This is a genomic window from Clostridium sp. CCUG 7971 (assembly GCF_017590215.1).
GTDB lineage: Bacteria > Bacillota > Clostridia > Peptostreptococcales > Peptostreptococcaceae > Faecalimicrobium.
In genome coordinates this window covers 17,939-37,699 of the sequence record NZ_JAFFPK010000024.1, presented here as the reverse complement: position 1 = coordinate 37,699, position 19,761 = coordinate 17,939, and the positions used below count along the sequence as shown (strand labels likewise).

16 protein-coding genes are annotated in these 19,761 nt (G+C 27.9%); all 16 read right to left on the bottom strand.

Going from position 1 to position 19,761, the window contains the following annotated elements:
• Window positions 1–66: 66 nt before the first annotated feature.
• The 16 genes from JWF52_RS03475 to JWF52_RS03400 all read right to left on the bottom strand — a co-directional run bounded on the left by JWF52_RS03475 (window position 67) and on the right by JWF52_RS03400 (window position 19,754).
• Window positions 67–876: a MerR family transcriptional regulator gene (locus JWF52_RS03475; RefSeq protein ID WP_208331953.1), complete on the bottom strand. Its 810-nt coding sequence runs from the start codon at window positions 874–876 to the stop codon at window positions 67–69.
• A gap of 134 nt (window positions 877–1,010) precedes the next feature.
• Window positions 1,011–2,279, bottom strand: coding sequence for a dicarboxylate/amino acid:cation symporter (locus tag JWF52_RS03470; protein WP_208331952.1), 1,269 nt, complete (start codon window positions 2,277–2,279; stop codon window positions 1,011–1,013).
• A gap of 291 nt (window positions 2,280–2,570) precedes the next feature.
• A complete protein-coding gene (locus tag JWF52_RS03465) occupies window positions 2,571–2,996 on the bottom strand; it encodes a single-stranded DNA-binding protein (protein WP_208331951.1) in 426 nt (141 codons plus the stop codon).
• A gap of 149 nt (window positions 2,997–3,145) precedes the next feature.
• A complete protein-coding gene (locus JWF52_RS03460) occupies window positions 3,146–4,999 on the bottom strand; it encodes a glycoside hydrolase family 13 protein (RefSeq protein WP_208331950.1) in 1,854 nt (617 codons plus the stop codon).
• Window positions 4,977–7,427 (bottom strand): glycogen/starch/alpha-glucan phosphorylase, encoded by a 2,451-nt coding sequence (locus JWF52_RS03455; RefSeq protein ID WP_208331949.1) that lies wholly within the window; start codon window positions 7,425–7,427, stop codon window positions 4,977–4,979. Before JWF52_RS03455 ends, JWF52_RS03460 begins: the two co-directional genes overlap by 23 nt.
• A gap of 15 nt (window positions 7,428–7,442) precedes the next feature.
• Complete coding sequence (gene glgA / locus JWF52_RS03450; protein ID WP_208331948.1) at window positions 7,443–8,885, bottom strand: glycogen synthase GlgA; 1,443 nt, start codon at window positions 8,883–8,885, stop codon at window positions 7,443–7,445.
• A gap of 16 nt (window positions 8,886–8,901) precedes the next feature.
• The gene (glgD, locus tag JWF52_RS03445) at window positions 8,902–10,029 is read right to left on the bottom strand and encodes a glucose-1-phosphate adenylyltransferase subunit GlgD (protein WP_208331947.1); all 1,128 of its coding nucleotides are present in this window, start codon (window positions 10,027–10,029) and stop codon (window positions 8,902–8,904) included.
• Window position 10,030: 1 nt separating this feature from the next.
• The gene (locus JWF52_RS03440) at window positions 10,031–11,173 is read right to left on the bottom strand and encodes a glucose-1-phosphate adenylyltransferase (protein ID WP_208331977.1); all 1,143 of its coding nucleotides are present in this window, start codon (window positions 11,171–11,173) and stop codon (window positions 10,031–10,033) included.
• Between the two features lie 68 nt (window positions 11,174–11,241).
• Window positions 11,242–13,260, bottom strand: coding sequence for a 1,4-alpha-glucan branching protein GlgB (glgB, locus tag JWF52_RS03435; protein ID WP_208331946.1), 2,019 nt, complete (start codon window positions 13,258–13,260; stop codon window positions 11,242–11,244).
• Between the two features lie 274 nt (window positions 13,261–13,534).
• On the bottom strand, window positions 13,535–14,533 hold the full coding sequence (locus JWF52_RS03430) for an SPFH domain-containing protein (RefSeq protein WP_208331945.1): 999 nt from the start codon (window positions 14,531–14,533) through the stop codon (window positions 13,535–13,537).
• Window positions 14,534–14,555: 22 nt separating this feature from the next.
• Complete coding sequence (locus tag JWF52_RS03425) at window positions 14,556–14,981, bottom strand: NfeD family protein (protein WP_208331944.1); 426 nt, start codon at window positions 14,979–14,981, stop codon at window positions 14,556–14,558.
• A 318-nt stretch (window positions 14,982–15,299) separates the two neighbouring features.
• Entirely contained in the window at window positions 15,300–16,337 is a 1,038-nt protein-coding gene (locus JWF52_RS03420; RefSeq protein ID WP_208331943.1) for a sulfate/molybdate ABC transporter ATP-binding protein, read from the bottom strand.
• A complete protein-coding gene (modB, locus tag JWF52_RS03415; RefSeq protein WP_208331942.1) occupies window positions 16,338–17,015 on the bottom strand; it encodes a molybdate ABC transporter permease subunit in 678 nt (225 codons plus the stop codon).
• Between the two features lie 32 nt (window positions 17,016–17,047).
• Window positions 17,048–17,806, bottom strand: coding sequence for a molybdate ABC transporter substrate-binding protein (gene modA / locus JWF52_RS03410; RefSeq protein ID WP_208331941.1), 759 nt, complete (start codon window positions 17,804–17,806; stop codon window positions 17,048–17,050).
• Between the two features lie 86 nt (window positions 17,807–17,892).
• A complete protein-coding gene (locus JWF52_RS03405; protein ID WP_208331940.1) occupies window positions 17,893–18,663 on the bottom strand; it encodes an ABC transporter ATP-binding protein in 771 nt (256 codons plus the stop codon).
• Complete coding sequence (locus JWF52_RS03400) at window positions 18,663–19,754, bottom strand: FecCD family ABC transporter permease (RefSeq protein ID WP_208331939.1); 1,092 nt, start codon at window positions 19,752–19,754, stop codon at window positions 18,663–18,665. Before JWF52_RS03400 ends, JWF52_RS03405 begins: the two co-directional genes overlap by 1 nt.
• Between the last annotated feature and the right edge of the window lie 7 nt (window positions 19,755–19,761).

The window sequence follows — 19,761 nt, the reverse complement described above, 5'->3', positions numbered from 1 at the left end:
TCCTAAAAAATTATTTACTTTTTAGATTGTAAAGTGTACAGTTAGTGGAGTGTCAATATTTTTTTATTATTTTTTTAATATTTCTATTTGTACTAAAGTTTTTTCCTTTGTATCCTTATCTATCCTTGGCATTATCCACCTTTCATTAAAGTCTCCAACTACCTCTATATTATTTTCTTTTATGTATTTAACTATTTTTTTATAGTATTTTATATAATTTTTATAGTTGTCATCAAATAATATAGTTATATACTCTCCCTCCAGTAAAACACCTTCTCTTTTATACTTTTCTCTTTGAGAAAAACTTTTGATTCCTGTATATACTAACTTGCCCTCACTAACTAATTTATCATAAGATGCACTTGCTCCAAGTTGAGGATATGTTTCATTGTACTTATTTTCAATATCGATAATAACCTTTCTTAAATGCATCTCGAATTCTTCTAATTCACTAGCTATACAATCGTACTTTATAAATTTACGTTCTTTATTATATTTTATAATCACTGTATTCATTTGGGCGTCTATTGTTTCTTCTATATTTGCTTCTAATTCATCTAAATATGATTTAACATCTGATAACTCTTTAATTTTTTTCTCTAATAAGCTACTCTGTCTTTTTAATGTATTTAACATAGACTCTACGGTTCCATCAGAGTTTATAAGTTTTTTTATTTCTTCTAAAGACATTCCTATTAATTTGCAATATTTTATTATATCTATATGCATAAATTGCTCTATTGAATAATATCTGTAATTATTTTCTTTATTTATATATGCAGGTTTCAATATCCCTATTTGGTCATAATACCTAAGTGTCTTTATAGGTAAATTAGAAAGCTTAGATATCTCTCCTATTGTAAAGTATGTTCTCATTTTACCACCTTCTTAAAAATTATTATATTTAATAATACACTAATGATACATTACTTTTTTCTAAAACTATATAATTATTATAATTTTTAATATATAAAAAAGTACTAAGTATTACCTTAGTACTTTTTTTATAATTATGCTAATTGAGATTTAGCATCTTTATTATATTGTTCTAAATCTAAATCTTTCTCACTATTTGCTATAACTAAAGTACAAACATTATCGCCCATAACGTTGACTGTAGTTCTAAACATATCTATAATTCTCTCAACTCCCATTATAAGACCTATACCTTCAAGTGGAAGTCCTACTGACTGAAGAACCATCGATAACATTATCATACCTACACCAGGAACTCCCGCTGTTCCTATAGATGCTAATGTTGCAGTAAGCACAATTGTCATCATATCATTTAATCCTAAATTTACTCCATATATTTGTGCTATAAATAATGCTGCTATTCCTTGCATTATAGCAGTACCGTCCATATTTATAGTTGCACCCATCGGTATTGTAAATGATCTTGTTGCTTTCCCAACACCTAATTCTTCCATTATCTCTAAGCTTACTGGTACTGAAGCATTACTTGACGCAGTAGAAAAAGTTACTGCTGCTACTTGTGTAAACTTTTTTAAAAAAGGCTTTATTTTTTGCTTTGTAAATATTTTGAATAATCCACCATAGACTACACTTACATGTATTAATAGTCCTAGTAATACAACAGCTACATACTTTAATAATGCAAATACTGCATCCGTTCCAACTGTTGCAAATGTATTAGCAACTAATGCAAATACTCCATATGGAGCAAATAACATTATTATATTTACCATTTTCATACAAACTTCATTTGCACTTTCAAATAATACTTTAATAGGTTCTGCCTTTTTACCAACAACATTTATAGCTACCCCTATAAGTAATGCAAAGAATATAACTTGTAACATATCTCCATTTGCTAATGATTGTATTGGATTACTTGGTATAATATTTAATATTATTTCAACTAACGATTTTGATTCTCCTATTGCAACATCTCCTGAAACTAAGTTACTCATGTCAAGACCTAAACCTGGTTTTAATACACTACCTAAGAATAATGATACTATTATTGCTATCGCAGTAGTTCCTAGATAAAATAACATAGTTTTTCCACCTATTCTACCTAACTTATTAACATCTCCCATAGAAGCCGAACCGCAAATTAATGAAACAAATACTAATGGAACAACCATCATTTTTATAGCAGAAGTAAATCCATTTCCAAAAATCTTAAATACTACTCCTAAAATTACTGTATCTTTTATATAACTCGATGGCATCTGCTTTAATAGTAATCCAAATAAGAATCCTAGCAGAAGACCTAGTAAAATTTTACTCGTCAACGTGATCTTTTTTTTCATAATCATTCTCCTCTCTTCGAACTTTTTTCATTTTATATATTATATTATACACTACTACCTTTATTTTTTCATTAAAAAAATAAAGTCCGTCTATGTTTTAGGTGTCGAATTTTTAATTTTGTAAAGTTATCAGTGTCTTTAGTTTAATTAAATTAGTATTTTGATATTTAACCAACTTTCATTAAATAATATCTTCGAAAATTCATTAATTATATATAAATAAGGAGTGTAAGTTAGATTTCTTAATATTTTCCAACTTATACTCCTTTTATTTTCTTATTTATATTATAATTAAAACGGCAATTCTTCTTCTATTGAGTTAATATCCACTCCTACATTTTCAAATAATTTGCTACCATCATACTGCTTACTTTCTTCCTTTATATCATTGATTTTATCCCTTGTTTCGATATATTTAAAGCTGTTTACATAAATCTTAGTTATAACTCTACTCTCATCATCTGCTGTCTTATACCTATCTACTACAACACTTCCTTGTATTAATGTAAATGCTCCTTTTTTTAATCTAGGAGCAAAAGCTTGAGCTCTATTACCCCATGCCTCTATATTTATAAAATCTGTTCCTCTATTACCATATTTATCTTTATAATCTCTATCTACTGCTAATGTAAATCTCGCTCTCGCAACTTGAGAATCTCCTACAAAATCTATATCTGCATCCCTAGTAAGTCGTCCTGCTAAAATAACATTATTCATAAATATCATCCTCTTTAATTTATTTTATTTAAATTATGAACAATGATTTCATCTATAATACACATTTTCCAAAATTTAGATTTTTTATAGTAAATTTCAAAAAAAGAATGCAAATTTACATTCTTTTTTCTAAGTTATCTTTAATTATATTAGTTTTCCATTATCTTTCTCATATTAAATATTCTAAATGATTTTTTATTTAATTCTATATTAAAATTATCATCTTCTTTAAATATGCTTTCTACATATTTTTTAACACCATAGTTTATATCTATTTCTTCCAAAATATCTCCATCTAAATTTATATTTATGTCTTGAATATAATCTTTTCTATTTACTAAAACTAAAATTCTTTCATTATCTTCAGTAAATCTTATAAACCCAAATACATCATCATTTTTAGTATCTATAAACTTAGTACCTCCATGAACTAATGGCTTTAATTTTTTTCTTGTTGATATTATATTTTTGTAGAATTCTATCATATCCTCATCTTCATTGTTCCAAGGATACGTTCTTCTATTATCTGGATCTTTTTTACCTATAAGGCCTGCTTCATCTCCGTAGTAAATGTATGGAACTCCTTCAAATGTCATTTGTATAGAAACAGCTAGTTTAACCATATCATTATCTTCATTTAATTCAGTTTTTATTCTAGTAACATCATGGCTACCTATTAGGTTTAGATTTGATTTAAAAGCTTCCTTAGGATAATTCTCTTTAATCCCCATAAACTTATTTCTAAGATCTTTAGATGTTATTTCTCCTTTTAAAAATGAAATTACATTGCTTCTAAAAGGATATCCCATAACTGAATCTAACTGATTTCCAAGAAGATAGCTTCTTCTTTCATCATAGCTTACTTTATTAGATGCATCTTCCCAGACTTCACCTGCTAAGATGGCCTCATTATCTATATCTTTCAATTCTTCTTTTAACAATTTTATAAAGTTAGTTGGAAGTTCATCAGCTACATCTAATCTCCAACCTTTTGCACCTTTACTTGTCCATTTTCTAATTATACTATCTTTACTTTTTATAATATAATCTATATATCCCGGATCTAATTCATTAACATTTGGTAATGTTTTTACCCCCCACCAACATTTATATTCTAGAGGGAAGTTTTTAAAGTTATACCAAGAATTATATTTAGATTCTTGTGACTGAAAAGCTCCTACTTCATCATATGTTCCATACTTATTAAAATATTTACTATCTGCACCAGTATGGCTAAATACTCCATCTAATACTATATTTATACCTTTTTTTTCTGCTTTTTTTATTAAATCTTCAAATATTTCTTCATCTCCAAACATCGGATCTATATTTTCATAGTTTCCTGTATCGTATTTGTGATTACTTGAAGATTCAAATATTGGACTTAAGTATATAATACTTACACCTAGCTTTTTTAAATATGTAAGTTTATCTATTATACCTTTTAAATTTCCACCATGAAAATCCCATCTTATTACTTCGCCTTCCTTATTCTTTATATACATAGGCGTATCACGCCAAGTTCCATATATAAAGCTATTTTCTTTAGGATTACTAGGCTTTTTGGTTTTATTACCATTATTAAATCTATCTACAAATATTTGATACACTATACCTTCTTTATACCAAGCAGGAACTTCATATTCTTCATACACTGTTACTTGATATTTATTTATATCGTAATAAGAGTATTCACAAGCCTGCCCATCTTCCCTACTCTTTCCATAGAACAATTTTTGATTATTATTTAGTTCTATTTCAAAATAATAAAAGTAAATACCAGCTTCTTCAAACGGACTACATTCTCCGTTATAACAATTTTCACTTTCCTTTACTAAGTTAATTCTACTTAATTCTACATCTTCTCTAAATATTACCCAGGCAATATTTGATATATTAGACTCTTCATTTACATTTATTGATATTTTCATACCTTGATTGATTTTCAAGGCTCCAAAAGGAGCCTTATTTTCCCAAGAATTATAGTTTATTATCTTCCCCATTTATCTCACACCCTTTAAACCAAATATCTTTTGCATATTCTAATATAGTTCTATCTGAAGAAAATATTCCTGAATTGGCTATATTGACTAAAGATATACTATTCCACTTTTCTTTTTGTTTATATAATTTATTTATTTTTTGCTGTGCCTCTATATAATTTTCCATATCTCTTAATACAAAATACTCATCATTATACGTTATTAATGAATCATAAATTTCTCTACCTTCTTTTTCTATATTAGGTATAAATCCATTTATTAAGTCATCTACAACTCTTTTTATATATCTATTAGACTTATATAAATCTAGTGCTGAGTATCCACCATATTTATTATAATCTAGTACTTGTTTAGCACTTAATCCGAATAATATAATATTTCCATCTCCAACTTGCTCATGTATTTCAACATTTGCTCCATCCAATGTTGCTATAGTTACTGCACCATTCATCATAAATTTCATATTACTCGTTCCAGATGCTTCTTTTGTAGTTGTTGAAATTTGTTCACTTACATCAGCAGCCGGTATTATTATTTCAGCTAAGGATACACTATAGTTTTCAACAAAAACAACCTTTAGTTTATCTTTAACCCTTTCATCATTATTAATTTTATATGCTACTGAATTTATAAATTTAATTATCGATTTTGCTAATTGATACCCAGGTGCAGCTTTTGCACCAAATATAAACGTTCTAGGCTCCATATCAAAATGTGGATTTTCCAATAATTCATGATATAAATGAAGTATATGGAAAACATTTAAAATTTGCCTTTTATACGCATGTAACCTCTTAATTTGAACATCATATATAGAGTTTGGATTTATATCTATATCATATTTTTCTTTTATATGATTGGATAATATTTTTTTATTATTTGTTTTTATTTCATCTAATACATTTAATACATCTAAATCATCTTTATGTTTTTCCAACTCTTTTAGTTTTGAAGTATCTCTTTTCCATTCACTTCCTATAAGTTCTGTGATAAGATTTGCTAGCTTCGGATTACAGCTTAGTAACCATCTTCTATGAGCTATTCCATTTGTCTTATTATTAAACTTTTCTGGTTCATCATCATAGAAATCTTTTAACACTTCATTTTTTAATATTTCAGTATGAAGATTTGCTACACCATTTACACTATGACTTCCCATTATGCATAAATGAGCCATACTTATATTTTCACAATTTATAATACTCATATGGTCGATCTTGTTAATATCACCATAATATTTTTCATTTAAATAATTCTTATACCTTCTATCTATCTCTTCTATTATCATGTATATTCTAGGAAGTAATTTCTTCATCATTTCTGCAGGCCATTTTTCCATAGCCTCAGCCATTATTGTATGATTTGTATAAGATATTGTATTTTGGGTTATATCCCAAGCCTCATCCCAAGATAATCCTTCTTCATCTAATAATATTCTCATCAATTCTGGAATACAAAGTGTTGGATGTGTATCATTTATATGAATAGCAACACTTTTAGGTAGGTCTAATATATTAGATTTATGCTTTTTAAATTTTCTTATTATATCTTGAATCCCTGCACTAACGAAGAAGTATTCTTGCTTTAATCTAAGTAATCTTCCTGCATAGTTCGAGTCATTTGGATATAAAACTTGTGATATTTCTTCTGCATAGTACTTATATTTTAGTGCATCATCATAGCTTCCTGAATAATTTTTAGCATTAGAAGATGTAGGACCAAAATCTCTTCTTACAATATCACTTTTAAATAATCTTAATGTATTTATAGCATCATTTTCATATCCTATAATAGGAATATCATAAGGCATAGCCATAACTGGAATGTAATTTTTATGAACTACTCTTAACCTTTTATTATCACCTATTAATTCTACATCCCCTTCAAATTTAACTACTACAGCCTTATTAGGTCTTACGGTTTCCCATATATAATTTCCTTGTGTAAGCCAGTTATCAGGAACTTCTACCTGATAACCGTTAACAAATTTTTGCTCAAAAAGACCATACTTATATCTAATTCCGTATCCATGACCACTTATATCTAATGATGCCATAGAATCTAAGAAACATGCTGCTAGTCGTCCTAATCCACCATTTCCTAGGGCTGGGTCTACTTCTTCTTCTATTAAGTCATCTAAGCTAATTCCTAAATCTGTTAAACCATCTCTTATAGTTTTTTCTAGGTCTAGATTTAATAAATTAGATTTTAGCTGTTTTCCTATTAAAAACTCTATACAAAAATAATATACTTCTTTTTGACAACTTACTTTAGTTTCAACCCATCTTTTTGCAATTATATCTTTTATAACGCTACATAAAACATTTAATAATTGCTCATTACTAGCTTCATTTATAGACTGAGCATACAGACTATACATCTTAGTTTCAAATTGCTGTTTAAATTTCTTTTTACTAATTGTGACCAAAATCAAATCACCCCTTTAATCTAGCATATCTTGATAGGTCTTTATATAATCTTGAGCTGATTTCTTCCAGCTACTATCAGTTTCCATAGCATTAAACATTAATTTTTTCCAAGTATCTTTATCATTATAAAGTCCTACCGCTCTCTGTATGCAATAAAGCATCTCATGAGCATTATAATTTGCAAATGTAAATCCATTTCCCTCTTTAGTATATTGGTTATATGGCTTAACTGTATCTTTTAAACCACCAGTTTCTCTAACAATTGGAAGTGTTCCATATCTCATGGCTAACATTTGTCCAATTCCACATGGTTCAAATAATGATGGCATTAAGAATATATCACTTGCTGCATATATTTGCTGTGCTAATGCGCTATCAAATGTTATTCTTGCAGATACTTTATTAGGGAAATGCGAATCATAATAATTAAACATTGATTGATATTGATGCTCTCCAGTACCTAGAACTACTATTTGTAAATTTTCTCTTATAAGTTCTGGCATAATATAAGATATTAAATCAAATCCTTTTTGTGATACTAATCTAGAAACTATTCCTATTAGTGGTATATCATGGTTCACTTCAAGACCTAAAATTTCTTGCAATTTAAGTTTATTTTCAACTTTTTTGTCAATACTATTAATATCAAAGTTAACAAATATATCTTTATCATTTTTAGGATTATTTAAATCATAATCTATTCCATTTAATATTCCGATTAATTTAGATGAATTATGTCTTAATAATCCATCTAAACTTTCTCCATAAAACTCAGTCTGTATTTCATTTGTATAAGTAGGGCTTACAGTACTTACCTTATCACTAAATACTATACCTGATTTCATAAAGCTAACTCCGCCATAGTATTCAACATCTCCATTTTCAAGATACTTATAAGGAAGATCTAGTACATCTCCTAAAACCGAGTTAGAAAATACACCTTGATATTGTAAATTATGGATAGTGTATATAGTTTTTATATCTTTATATCCTTGTAAATTCCTATACTTCTCATTTAAAGTTAATGGTATCATACCTGTATGCCAATCATTTAGATGAATTATATCCGGATAAAAATCAAGTATTGATATAGCTTTTAACGCAGCATTACTAAAGAAAGTATATCTTTCTGCATCATCATCATATCCATAAAGGTATGCGATTTCACCCTCCCTTTTAAAGTAATATTCATTATCTATAAAGTAAAACTTAACTCCATCTAATTCCATTTCTAAAAGTCCACAGTATTGGTTTCTCCATCCAACCTTGACATTAAATATAGCTACTTCTTTTAATTTTTCTTTTAAATAATTTGGCATATTTGAATACTTTGGAAGTATTACTCTAATATCAATACCTTCTTTTTTTAATGCTTTAGGTAATGCATAAGCTACATCACCTAATCCCCCTGTTTTTGCAAATGGCCAACACTCTGATGTTGCATAAAGAACTTTCACTAAAAATTTCCCCCCTCTAAATACTTATATCTTTTTCTATGACTATAGGATAATTTTCATCTCCTCTTAATTCTTTTCCTTCACCCATATTTATATTTTTATCAAATATAACATTTTGTAAATATGCACCTTTATCTATAATGCAGTTTTGCATCACTACACAGTTTTCTATATTAGCACCTTCTTTTATATGTACCTTTCTAAATATAATACTATTTTTCACATTTCCTTCTATTACGCATCCTGTAGCTATAAATGAATTCTCTACATTTGCATTATCAGAATATACTGTAGGCGATTCATTTTTTTCTTTAGTTAATATTCTTCTATCTGAATATAATAATTCCTTAGCTATATCTATATTTAATAAGTCTTTACTCATATCAAAGTATGATTTAGTTGTTTTTATACATTTTAAATATCCATTGTATTCATACGCTCCAACTCTTAAATTATTTACATTTTCAGATATGTAATCTTCTAAATATAAATATTCTCCTGTATTACTTAACATATATATAGTTTTTATAAAATCTTCTCTTTTCATTATGTATGTTTCCATCCATATATTTGCATTAGAGTATACCCCTAAGTTACTACCTATATTTACTACTTTTTTATCATCTAGCACCAGAGTCAAATTTCCATCAAAATCTTCATTTGCATTATCAACTGGTTTATATACCATTGTTATATCATTTTTAGATCTTATATGATATTTAATCGCTTCACTATAATCCATATTACACATCATATAACTTGGTGAAATTAATATATATTCTTCTTCACTCTTTTCTATGTATCCAATATTGCATAAGATATTGTAAATATCTCCTTTTCTATATGGATATTTATTTTGAACCTCTGTATCTTCTGGACTAAATATATATAATCCACCTTTTTTTCTACTTAAATCCCAATCTTTTCCGCTTCCTATGTGATCAGTTAAAGATCTGTATTTTTCTTTTGCATATATTCCTATATTAGTAATTCCTGAGTTTACCATATTAGATAAAGTGAAATCTATTACTCTATATCTTCCTGCTATCGGCGTTGATGCTAAGGGTCTTCCATAATTAAGTTTACTTATATTTGGCTCCCCTTTTTTATTTAAATTTATTAATCCCATACACTTATTTGCCATTTTACAGACCTCCTTCTAATACAGCTTCAGCTTTTATAACTTCATACTCAGAAACTACATTTATTTCATTTCTATCATTTTTTATATAGCAATTATTTTCTATTATTGCCCCTTCTCCAATCATAGCCTTTTCTATAACTACATTTTTACCTATTTTAACATTAGGCATTATTACCGAATCTTTTATAATACTGCCTTCTCCAATTTCTACTCCATGAGACAATACAGAGTGATCCACTTTACCTAGTACCATGCAACCATCTGCTATCATTGATTTACTTAAATTTGCATTTGAACCAACATATTGAGGAGGCATAGCCTTTGTATTTGTGTATATTCTCCATTTATTATCATTTAACTTTAATGTTTCTTCTGAATTTATAAGATCCATATTAGCTTCCCACAAGCTTTGTATAGTACCTACATCTCTCCAATATCCCGTGAACGGATATGCAAACATTTCAACATTGTCTTCTAGCATTTGAGGTAATAAATTTTTTCCAAAATCATCATAGTTTACATTTTCTGTTTCAATCTGTTTAAAGTAACTTTTTAAGACTTTCCAATCAAATATATAAACTCCCATAGAGGCTAAATTATTTTTAGGATTTTCAGGTTTTTCATCAAATTCATAAATACTTCCATCATTATTTGTATTCATTATTCCAAATCTTGAAGCTTCATCCCATGGAACTTCAATTACAGCTATAGTAGCTTTTGCATTTCTTTCTTTATGATATGATAGCATTTTATTATAATCCATTTTATATATATGATCACCTGATAATACTAATACATATTCAGGGTTATAATTATCTATAAAATCCATATTTTTATATATAGCATCTGCAGTACCTTTATACCAATTTCCTTCTGTTTCATTCATATATGGTTGAAGTACATATACTCCACCATTTATTCTATCTAAATCCCAATGGCTTCCCATGCCTATATGAGTATTTAAAATTAATGGTCTATATTGTGTTAATACACCTACTGTATCTATACCTGAATTAGAACAATTGCTTAATACAAAATCTATTATTCTATACTTTCCACCGAATGATACTGCTGGCTTAGCAATTCTTTTTGTAAAAACTCCTAGTCTTGAACCTTGTCCCCCTGCTAAAATCATAGCTAACATTTCTTTTTTCACTAGTTATCCCCCTTATTACTAATTACTAATTTATTATTAAAATATTTTTTATATTTTTATAATTCCTGAACTTTGATTATACTTTTTTTATTTATAATTTCACTTTTCTTACTATTACCACCAATAAGTATTTTCTCTTCTTTATTTATATCTAATTTATCTAAAAATATATCTTTTCCCTTAATAAAACTTACTCCTAAAGGAGGAACTTTAATTTTTATATAGTGGTCTTTATTATGCCATTTTTCATTTGTAGAAGTTAACTTAGCACCTTTCATGGTTTGGTTTGATCCAAAATATTTATCATTGTCAGAGTTTAATGCTTCTTCATATACACCCTCATATGGAACACCTACTTTATAGTCATAGTAAACAATAGGAGTGAAGTTTATTACTGCTATCATAAAATCTTTAGGCTTTTTCCCTTTTCTCATAAGTACTACTACACTTTGTTCACTATTGTGAGGATCAATAAAATCAAAACCTTCATAGCTATTATCTATTTCATGTAAGGCTTTTTCACTTCTATATAAATTATTTAAATCTCTTATATAATCTTTCATCTTAATATGAGGCTCTATTTCTAAAAGCTCCCATTCTAATCCATAAGCATATCTCCACTCTAATCCTTGAGCAAATTCGCATCCCATAAATAAAAGTTTCTTTCCTGGGTGTATCATATAATACGCATATAAAGCTCTAAGATTTGCAAATTTTTGCCATGTATCCCCTGGCATTTTATCCAATAATGATTTTTTACCATGGACAACTTCATCATGAGATAAGGGTAGTATGAAATTTTCCGAGAAGGCATACATAAAAGAAAAAGTTATTAATTCATGATGATATTTCCTATATATAGGATCCATTTCCATGTATCTTAATGTATCATTCATCCAACCCATATTCCATTTATATGTAAAACCTAGTGCTCCCTTATATGTTGGTCCTGTTACCATTGGCCATGCTGTAGATTCTTCAGCTACTACTATAGGGTTATCAACATATCTATATATGGTTTCATTAAATCGTTTTAAGAAATCTATTGCTTCTAAATTTTCTCTTCCGCCATATTTATTCGGTTTCCATTGACCTATGTCATAGTCTAAATACAACATACTGGATACTGCATCTACTCTCATTCCATCTATATGAAATTCATTAAACCAATAAATGGCGTTTGATAATAAAAAGCTATTAACTTCTGATTTTCCTAAATCAAAATGAGCAGTTCCCCAGCCTATATTTTCAGCCTTTAGTGGATCACTATATTCAAATTGATTAGTCCCATCAAATTTATATAATCCATGTTCATCTTTGCAAAAATGGCTATATGCAAAATCTACTATTACTCCAATTTCACTTTCATGGCACTTATCTATAAATGCTTTAAATTCATCTGGTCTACCATACCTGCTAGTGCTACTATAATATCCTATAGTTTGATATCCCCAAGATTCATCTAATGGATGCTCTGTTATAGGAAGTATTTCTATATGTGTATATCCCATATCTTTTACATAATCTATCATTTCATATAGTTCATCATAAGAAAAAAATTCCCCATCCCATTTTCTTTTCCATGAACCTAAATGAACCTCATAAATATTCATCGGCTCATTGTCATACTTTTTATTTTCTCTATTTTTTAACCATTTTTGATCTTTCCACTTATAATCGTCTTGATTATATACTATAGATGCAGTATTTGGCCTTTTTTGAGAATATACTGCATATGGATCCGATTTCATTCTACTGATACCATCCCAACCTATTACATTATATTTATATGATTGACCTATTATTACATTTGTTAGAAAAATACTCCATATTCCACTATCATTAATATTTTCCATAGGATATGATTCTTTGTTCCAATCATTGAAATCTCCTACTAAATACACATTTTTCGCATTTGGTGCCCATACATTAAAACATATCCCCTTTTTACCTTTGCACGTAGCTATATGGCTTCCCATAAATTTATAGCTATCATATGAATGACCCATTTTAAATCTATCAATATTTTCTTGGCTAATGAGATCTTCATATTTTATATTTTTTTTGTACGCCATATGTAAAATTTCCTCCCCCTATTGACCTCTCATATAGTAATTAATTATATAGTAAAATGTTCTATGCTTTAATTAATTATATAGTAAAACATTATATACTTTACGAATAAGTTTTAGAAAAATTCAGTCATTTTATTGTATGTTATTCCATATTAATAAACCTATTTTCATATATCGAGTTTATTCGTGTTAAATATTCAATTAATATTGAATCTAAAAAAGAAGTCTTATAAAATTATAAGACTTCTTTAAAATAATTTATTATATATAAATACTACTTATCATCACCTAAAACCTCTTTTATTCCTTTAAATGTACCTAAGAAATTAACAGTATCTGAAGGTAATACAAGTTTAGTTGCATTTCCATTAGCGACTTTTTCAAGGGCTTCTATAGATTTTAATGCTAATATGTTATCATCCACATCAGATTCTTTCATAGCAGAGAATACTTCTCTTAAGCCTTTTGCTGTAGCTTCTTGCACTCTAAGTATAACTTCTGCTTCCCCTTGTGCCTTAGCTATTGCTATTTGTCTTATTGCCTCAGCTTCCCCTTGTGCACCTAGTATAGCTGCTTCTTTTTGACCTTCTGCTTCACGAATCATAGATTCTTTTTTAGCTTCAGCTTTTAATATAGAAGATTGCTTTTCACCTTCTGCTTGAAGGATAGATGCTGATTTGCTTCCTTCTGCTTGAAGGATAGATTCTCTTCTCTCTCTTTCAGCTCTCATTTGTTTTTCCATTGCTACTTGAATGTCATGTGGTGGCATTATATTTTTAAGTTCAACTCTATTTACTTTTATACCCCACTTATCTGTTGCTTCATCTAATATAACTCTCATTTTTGTATTTATTATATCTCTAGAAGTTAGAGTTTCATCTAAATCTAATTCACCTATTATATTTCTAAGAGTTGTAGCTGTTAGATTTTCTATTGCTGTTATTGGATTTGCTATTTCAAATACATATCTAGCTGGATCTGTAACTCTATAATAAACTACAGTATCTATTTGCATAGTTACATTATCCTTAGTTATAACTGGTTGCGGTGGAAAATCTACTACATTTTCTCTTAAATCAATTACATAGCTCATAGTATCTATAAATGGTACTAAAAAATGAACTCCTGTATCTGCTACTTTTAAAAACTTTCCAAGTCTCATTACTATTCCTACTTTAGACTGCTTTATTACCCTAACACATGATAAGGCTAATATTACAACAATAACTATTAATACTATCGGTAATATTAGCGGCATTACTGATTCTACCATTTAAATTATACCCCCATTATATTTATTTTTTTATTTTTTTAACAACTAATTTAACTCCCTCAATTTTAACTACTTCTACTATATCGCCTTTTTCTAATTTTCTTCCATCAATAGATATAGCACTCCACTTTTCACTATCAACTACTACTAATCCAGTTTGACCCGGAAGTATTTCTGACTCCACTGTTCCTCTCTTTGAAATAATAGCCTGCAAGTTAGTATTGTATTTATAACTTTCATCTTTTTTTACTATTTTTTTAGTAGCTATAAATAAAAGAGCTGTAGATATTATTGCAAATAGTACTATTTGTATAAATATACTCTCTATAAAGCTGCTTAAAAATAATACTACTAATGCACCTATGCTAAACCATATTAATGTTAAACTAGGTGTCATAGCCTCTGCTATCCCAAACGCAATAGCTATTATTAACCATATTAACTTCATATCAATCCCTCATTTAATATTATATTTTAAATTTATTAAGCTTTTAAATCTTCTATTATTAAATATATGTTTATAAAGAAAATTATTAACTAAAAAATAAGATTCCCCCTCTTATTTAAATACAGTTTACCATAATTTAAAGCTATATATATTACAAAAAGATTACGACTGTATAAACAAGCATAAAATTTAAATATATATACCCACAAATCAGATAAAATATAATCTCCTTATATATAAAATAACTCCTGCTAAGTACAGGAGCTATCTAATGAATATTATGTATCTTTCACAATTAATTATTTTTAAAATTATAATTTATTTTAGATACATTATTTTATCTTCATTTATATTTAAATTTACACTATCATTAATATTAAAATCTACACTATCTTTATATAGGTCCACTTGAATAAGTTTACATTCTCTATTTTCTTTATTTTTAATAAAGATTGTATATCCAAATGGATTTTTTATTATATTTTTTATTTTAAATAATCCTTTTATATCTTTTTTCAAATTAATATGTTCTTGGCGAATTCCTATATAATTAATATTATCATCTAAAACTTTATTAGTATTAATTACAAAGCTTAAGTCTGAAATATAAAAATTACGACCCTTAGTTTTTTCTATTTTTAATATATTTTTACAACCTGTAATTTTAGCTTCTACAATTGAATTTGGACTTTTAAATAGCTCCTCTATGCTTTTTTTATCCTTAGATATCCCTTTATCGTATACAACTATATCATCGCAAACTCTATATGCTTCTTTTATATCATGAGTTACAAATATTACTTCACCTTTATAATCATTTAATATATTTATTAACTCTATTTCCATGTCACTTCTAAGATGGTAGTCTAGCGCTGAGAATGGTTCATCTAAAAGCAATATTTGCGGCTCTGTAACTAAAACTCTGGCTAATGCAACTCTTTGAGATTGTCCTCCTGATAGTTGATGAGGATGTCTATTTTCTAATCCTACTAATTTAAATTTCTGAATATATTTATTTGATATATCTTTTATTTTATTTTTTTCTAAATTAAATAATCCAATTTCTATGTTTTCTCTTACAGTCATATGTGGAAAAAGTGCATAATTTTGAAATAGAAATCCAATTTTTCTTTCTTGTACTGATAAATTTATTTTCTTTTCTGAGTCAAATAATATTCTATTATTTAACACTATTTTTCCTTTTGTTGGAGTTTCAATACCCGCTATGCATTTTAAAGTCATACTTTTACCACAACCAGATTCACCTAAAAAACCAAGAACATTACCATTTTGTTCAAATTTAACTTTTAAATTAAAGGATTCTAACTTCTTTTCTATATCAATATAAAATGACATTTACTTTAGCCTCTTTCCTATTATTTTTTGTTGTTTATCAGACCAGTAATTTAGAATTATAATCATAAGAAATGATATTAAAATAATCATAATTACCCAAGTCATGGCCTTGTTCATGTCTCCACTTTCAACAGCAAAAAAAATAGCTACTGGCATTGTTTGAGTTTTACCTGGAATATTACCTGCTATCATCAAAGTTGCCCCAAATTCCCCCAGCGCTCTAGCAAATGTTAATACACATCCTCCAATAATTCCAGGATAAGCTAGCGGAATAGCAATCTTTGTAAAAATCTTTAACTCACTAAGACCTAATGTTCTTGCCGATAGAATAATATTATCATCAATTTGCTCAAATGCTGATCTAGTCGTCCTATACATCATAGGAAATGAAACAACAACTGCTGATATAACTGTTGCTGACCAAGTAAATATTATATTTTTATCAAATAAAAAAAGTAATTTACCTAAAATTGAATTCTTACCTAAAATGATTAATAGAAAAAAACCTATTACTGTAGGTGGCAATATTAATGGTATTGTTAGTAATCCATCAATTAACCCCTTAAATTTTCCTTTATACATTGCCATTTTATAAGACACCAATATCCCTATAAAAAAAGTAATACTAGTAGCTAAAATAGAGGTTTTTATAGATATATATAGTGGTGACCAATCCATAACTTTAAATTCCTTTCTATACTTTCTAATCTTTAATTGTATCCATATTTATTTAATATTTTTTTAACATCTTCACTAAGTAGAAATTTTTCAAGCTTCTTGCTTTGTTCATATCTTTTACTACTCTTTGTAATTGCTATTGGATAAATTATTGGCGAATGATTTTTTTCATCTATAATTTCAATTACTTTAACGCTATCATTATTTACAGTATCACTTATATAAACAAATCCTGCATCCGCATTTCCTGAGCTTGTCCAAGCTAATACTTCTTTTACATCTTTTCCAAAGGTTAATTTATCTTTTATTTTCTCTTTTAAATTTAAACTATTTAATACTTCATCTGCATATTTCCCTGCTGGTACACTATCAGGATAACCAACACCTATATGTTTTATTTTATCTGTAGTCAAGTCATCTATTTTACCTAAAGTTCCATCCTTTGGAGCTATTAAAGCCAGCTTATTTCTTGTAAATTCTTTAACTGTATCAGATACTAAAAATCCACCTTTATCTAAATCATCTACTTGGCTTTGTCCTGCTGATATAAAAATATCACATGGAGCTCCCTGTTCAATTTGTTGCTTTAAAGAACCTGAACTTCCGTAATTTATAGTAAGATTTATATTTTTATTTTTACTTTCATATTCAGTTTTTATTTCGCCCATAACTTCTTTTAAACTAGCTGCAGCTGATATATTTATTTCTTCAACTGTGTTTTTAGATTGGCATCCAACCACTAATAGAAAAACTGGAAGTATAAAGTACAGCTTCTTAATTATATTTTTCATTTTTTCTTACCCCCTATAATATATTTTCCTTAATACTATATAATTTTACATTAAAATAGCGCCTAATAATATAGGCGCTGTAACTTTTAAGCTAAGTTTCTTTTAAAAAGTATATTAATTAAACCAGTTTCACTGTCTTCATTGACTATTGCATCAACTTCGTATACTGCTTTTATTAATTCTTTAGTCAATACTTCTTTTGGAGTTCCGTATTTGACTATTTCTCCATTTTTTAATACATATATCTTATCACAGTACATAGCTGCAATATTTAAGTCATGTATTGCTGCTACTACTTCTATATTTAAATTTTTAACTATATCCATTAATTGTAATTGATATTTTATATCTAGGTGGTTAGTTGGTTCATCTAATATTAAGCATGATGTTTTTTGAGCTAAAGCCCTTGCCAATATTATACGTTGTTGCTCTCCTCCAGATAGAGTAGAAAATATTCTATCCTTAAAATCTAACATATTTACCTTATCTAAAGATTCATACATAATTTTATAATCATCTTCAGTATCTCTTTCCATCATTTTTTTGTGAGGAGATCTCCCCATTAATACTATATCTTTTACAGTAAAATCAAAATCATAATAATTATGCTGAGAAACAACCGCCATTTTTTTAGCAGTATCTTTTATAGATAGCTTATCTATATTTACTTCATCTAATTTTATAGTTCCTCCATGTGGTTTTAATGTTCTATAAATACATTTTAAAAATGTTGATTTTCCACTTCCATTTGGCCCTATTATTCCTACAAATTCTTTATTATCTACATCTATATTAATATTCGTTAAAATATCTATATCACCTATTTTAGCATTAACTCCATATGTTTTTATATGCATTAATTTTTCCCTCCAAATCCGTAAGCATTTCTTATCATTAACCAAATAAAACATGGAGCTCCTATTATAGAAGTTAATATACCTATTGGGATTTCAGTTCCTTTTATTATTATTCTAGATAATACATCTGCCCATATTAAAAATATTGCTCCTAATATTGCAGCTATAGGTATTATTTTCTTGTGGTCTGTTCCAAATATCATTCTTACTATATGAGGTATGACAAGGCCTACAAATCCTATCATACCAGATGCATACACTAAAACTCCTATCATCAATGATGTTATTATCAGATACATATGTCTATACTTATGCAAATCAGTTCCTAAAGTAATAGAAACTTCATCTCCTAATAACATTAAGTTTAATGTTCTATATTGAGTTATAAAAAATATAGTTCCAATTATTATTATAGGTAGTATAAAAATTAACTCTTCCCATTTAGCCCCTGCCAAACTTCCCATAAGCCAAAATGTTATAGTCTTAAGAGTATCTCCATCATCTGATAAATATACTATAAAACTTGAAAATGCACTACAAACTGAACTTAATGCAGCTCCCGCTAATAAAAGCTTTACTGAATTTGCTCTTCCTCCAATATTTGCTATAGCAAGAACTAGTATAGATACTATAAATGCTCCTATAAACCCAGCAATACCTATTGAGTTACTACCAAATATTGAGCCTACTCCAAGTATAACTGCTACTGTCGCACCTAATGATGCACCTGACGATACACCTAGTATATAAGGGTCTGCTAATGGATTTTTCACAATAGCTTGCATTACTATACCTACTACTGATAATCCCATACCTACTGCTACTGCTAATATAATCCTCGGAAGCCTTATAAGCCACACAACATCATGAATAGCACCATTACCTAAAACCTCTGATTGACCAATATTAAATAACTTATAAAAAATAATACTATATACGTCTTTTATACTTATATCTACAGAACCAAGTGTAACTGCAAGTCCTATTGATATAAATAATAGTATTAATAAAAACATAGAAACACCTATATAAATAGGTGTTCCTTTAAATATATTAGAGTTTCCATCTTTAATATAAATTTCTTTTTCCATTATGACT

Coding starts and splice junctions, on each gene's coding strand:
- JWF52_RS03475 (WP_208331953.1), bottom strand. CDS start 876: ATGAGAACATACTTTACAATAGGAGAGATATCTAAGCTTTCTAATTTA.
- JWF52_RS03470 (WP_208331952.1), bottom strand. CDS start 2,279: ATGAAAAAAAAGATCACGTTGACGAGTAAAATTTTACTAGGTCTTCTG.
- JWF52_RS03465 (WP_208331951.1), bottom strand. CDS start 2,996: ATGAATAATGTTATTTTAGCAGGACGACTTACTAGGGATGCAGATATA.
- JWF52_RS03460 (WP_208331950.1), bottom strand. CDS start 4,999: ATGGGGAAGATAATAAACTATAATTCTTGGGAAAATAAGGCTCCTTTT.
- glgD (WP_208331947.1), bottom strand. CDS start 10,029: ATGGCAAATAAGTGTATGGGATTAATAAATTTAAATAAAAAAGGGGAG.
- JWF52_RS03440 (WP_208331977.1), bottom strand. CDS start 11,173: ATGTTAGCTATGATTTTAGCAGGGGGACAAGGTTCAAGACTAGGAGTT.
- glgB (WP_208331946.1), bottom strand. CDS start 13,260: ATGGCGTACAAAAAAAATATAAAATATGAAGATCTCATTAGCCAAGAA.
- JWF52_RS03430 (WP_208331945.1), bottom strand. CDS start 14,533: ATGGTAGAATCAGTAATGCCGCTAATATTACCGATAGTATTAATAGTT.
- JWF52_RS03425 (WP_208331944.1), bottom strand. CDS start 14,981: ATGAAGTTAATATGGTTAATAATAGCTATTGCGTTTGGGATAGCAGAG.
- JWF52_RS03420 (WP_208331943.1), bottom strand. CDS start 16,337: ATGTCATTTTATATTGATATAGAAAAGAAGTTAGAATCCTTTAATTTA.
- modB (WP_208331942.1), bottom strand. CDS start 17,015: ATGGATTGGTCACCACTATATATATCTATAAAAACCTCTATTTTAGCT.
- modA (WP_208331941.1), bottom strand. CDS start 17,806: ATGAAAAATATAATTAAGAAGCTGTACTTTATACTTCCAGTTTTTCTA.
- JWF52_RS03405 (WP_208331940.1), bottom strand. CDS start 18,663: ATGCATATAAAAACATATGGAGTTAATGCTAAAATAGGTGATATAGAT.
- JWF52_RS03400 (WP_208331939.1), bottom strand. CDS start 19,754: ATGGAAAAAGAAATTTATATTAAAGATGGAAACTCTAATATATTTAAA.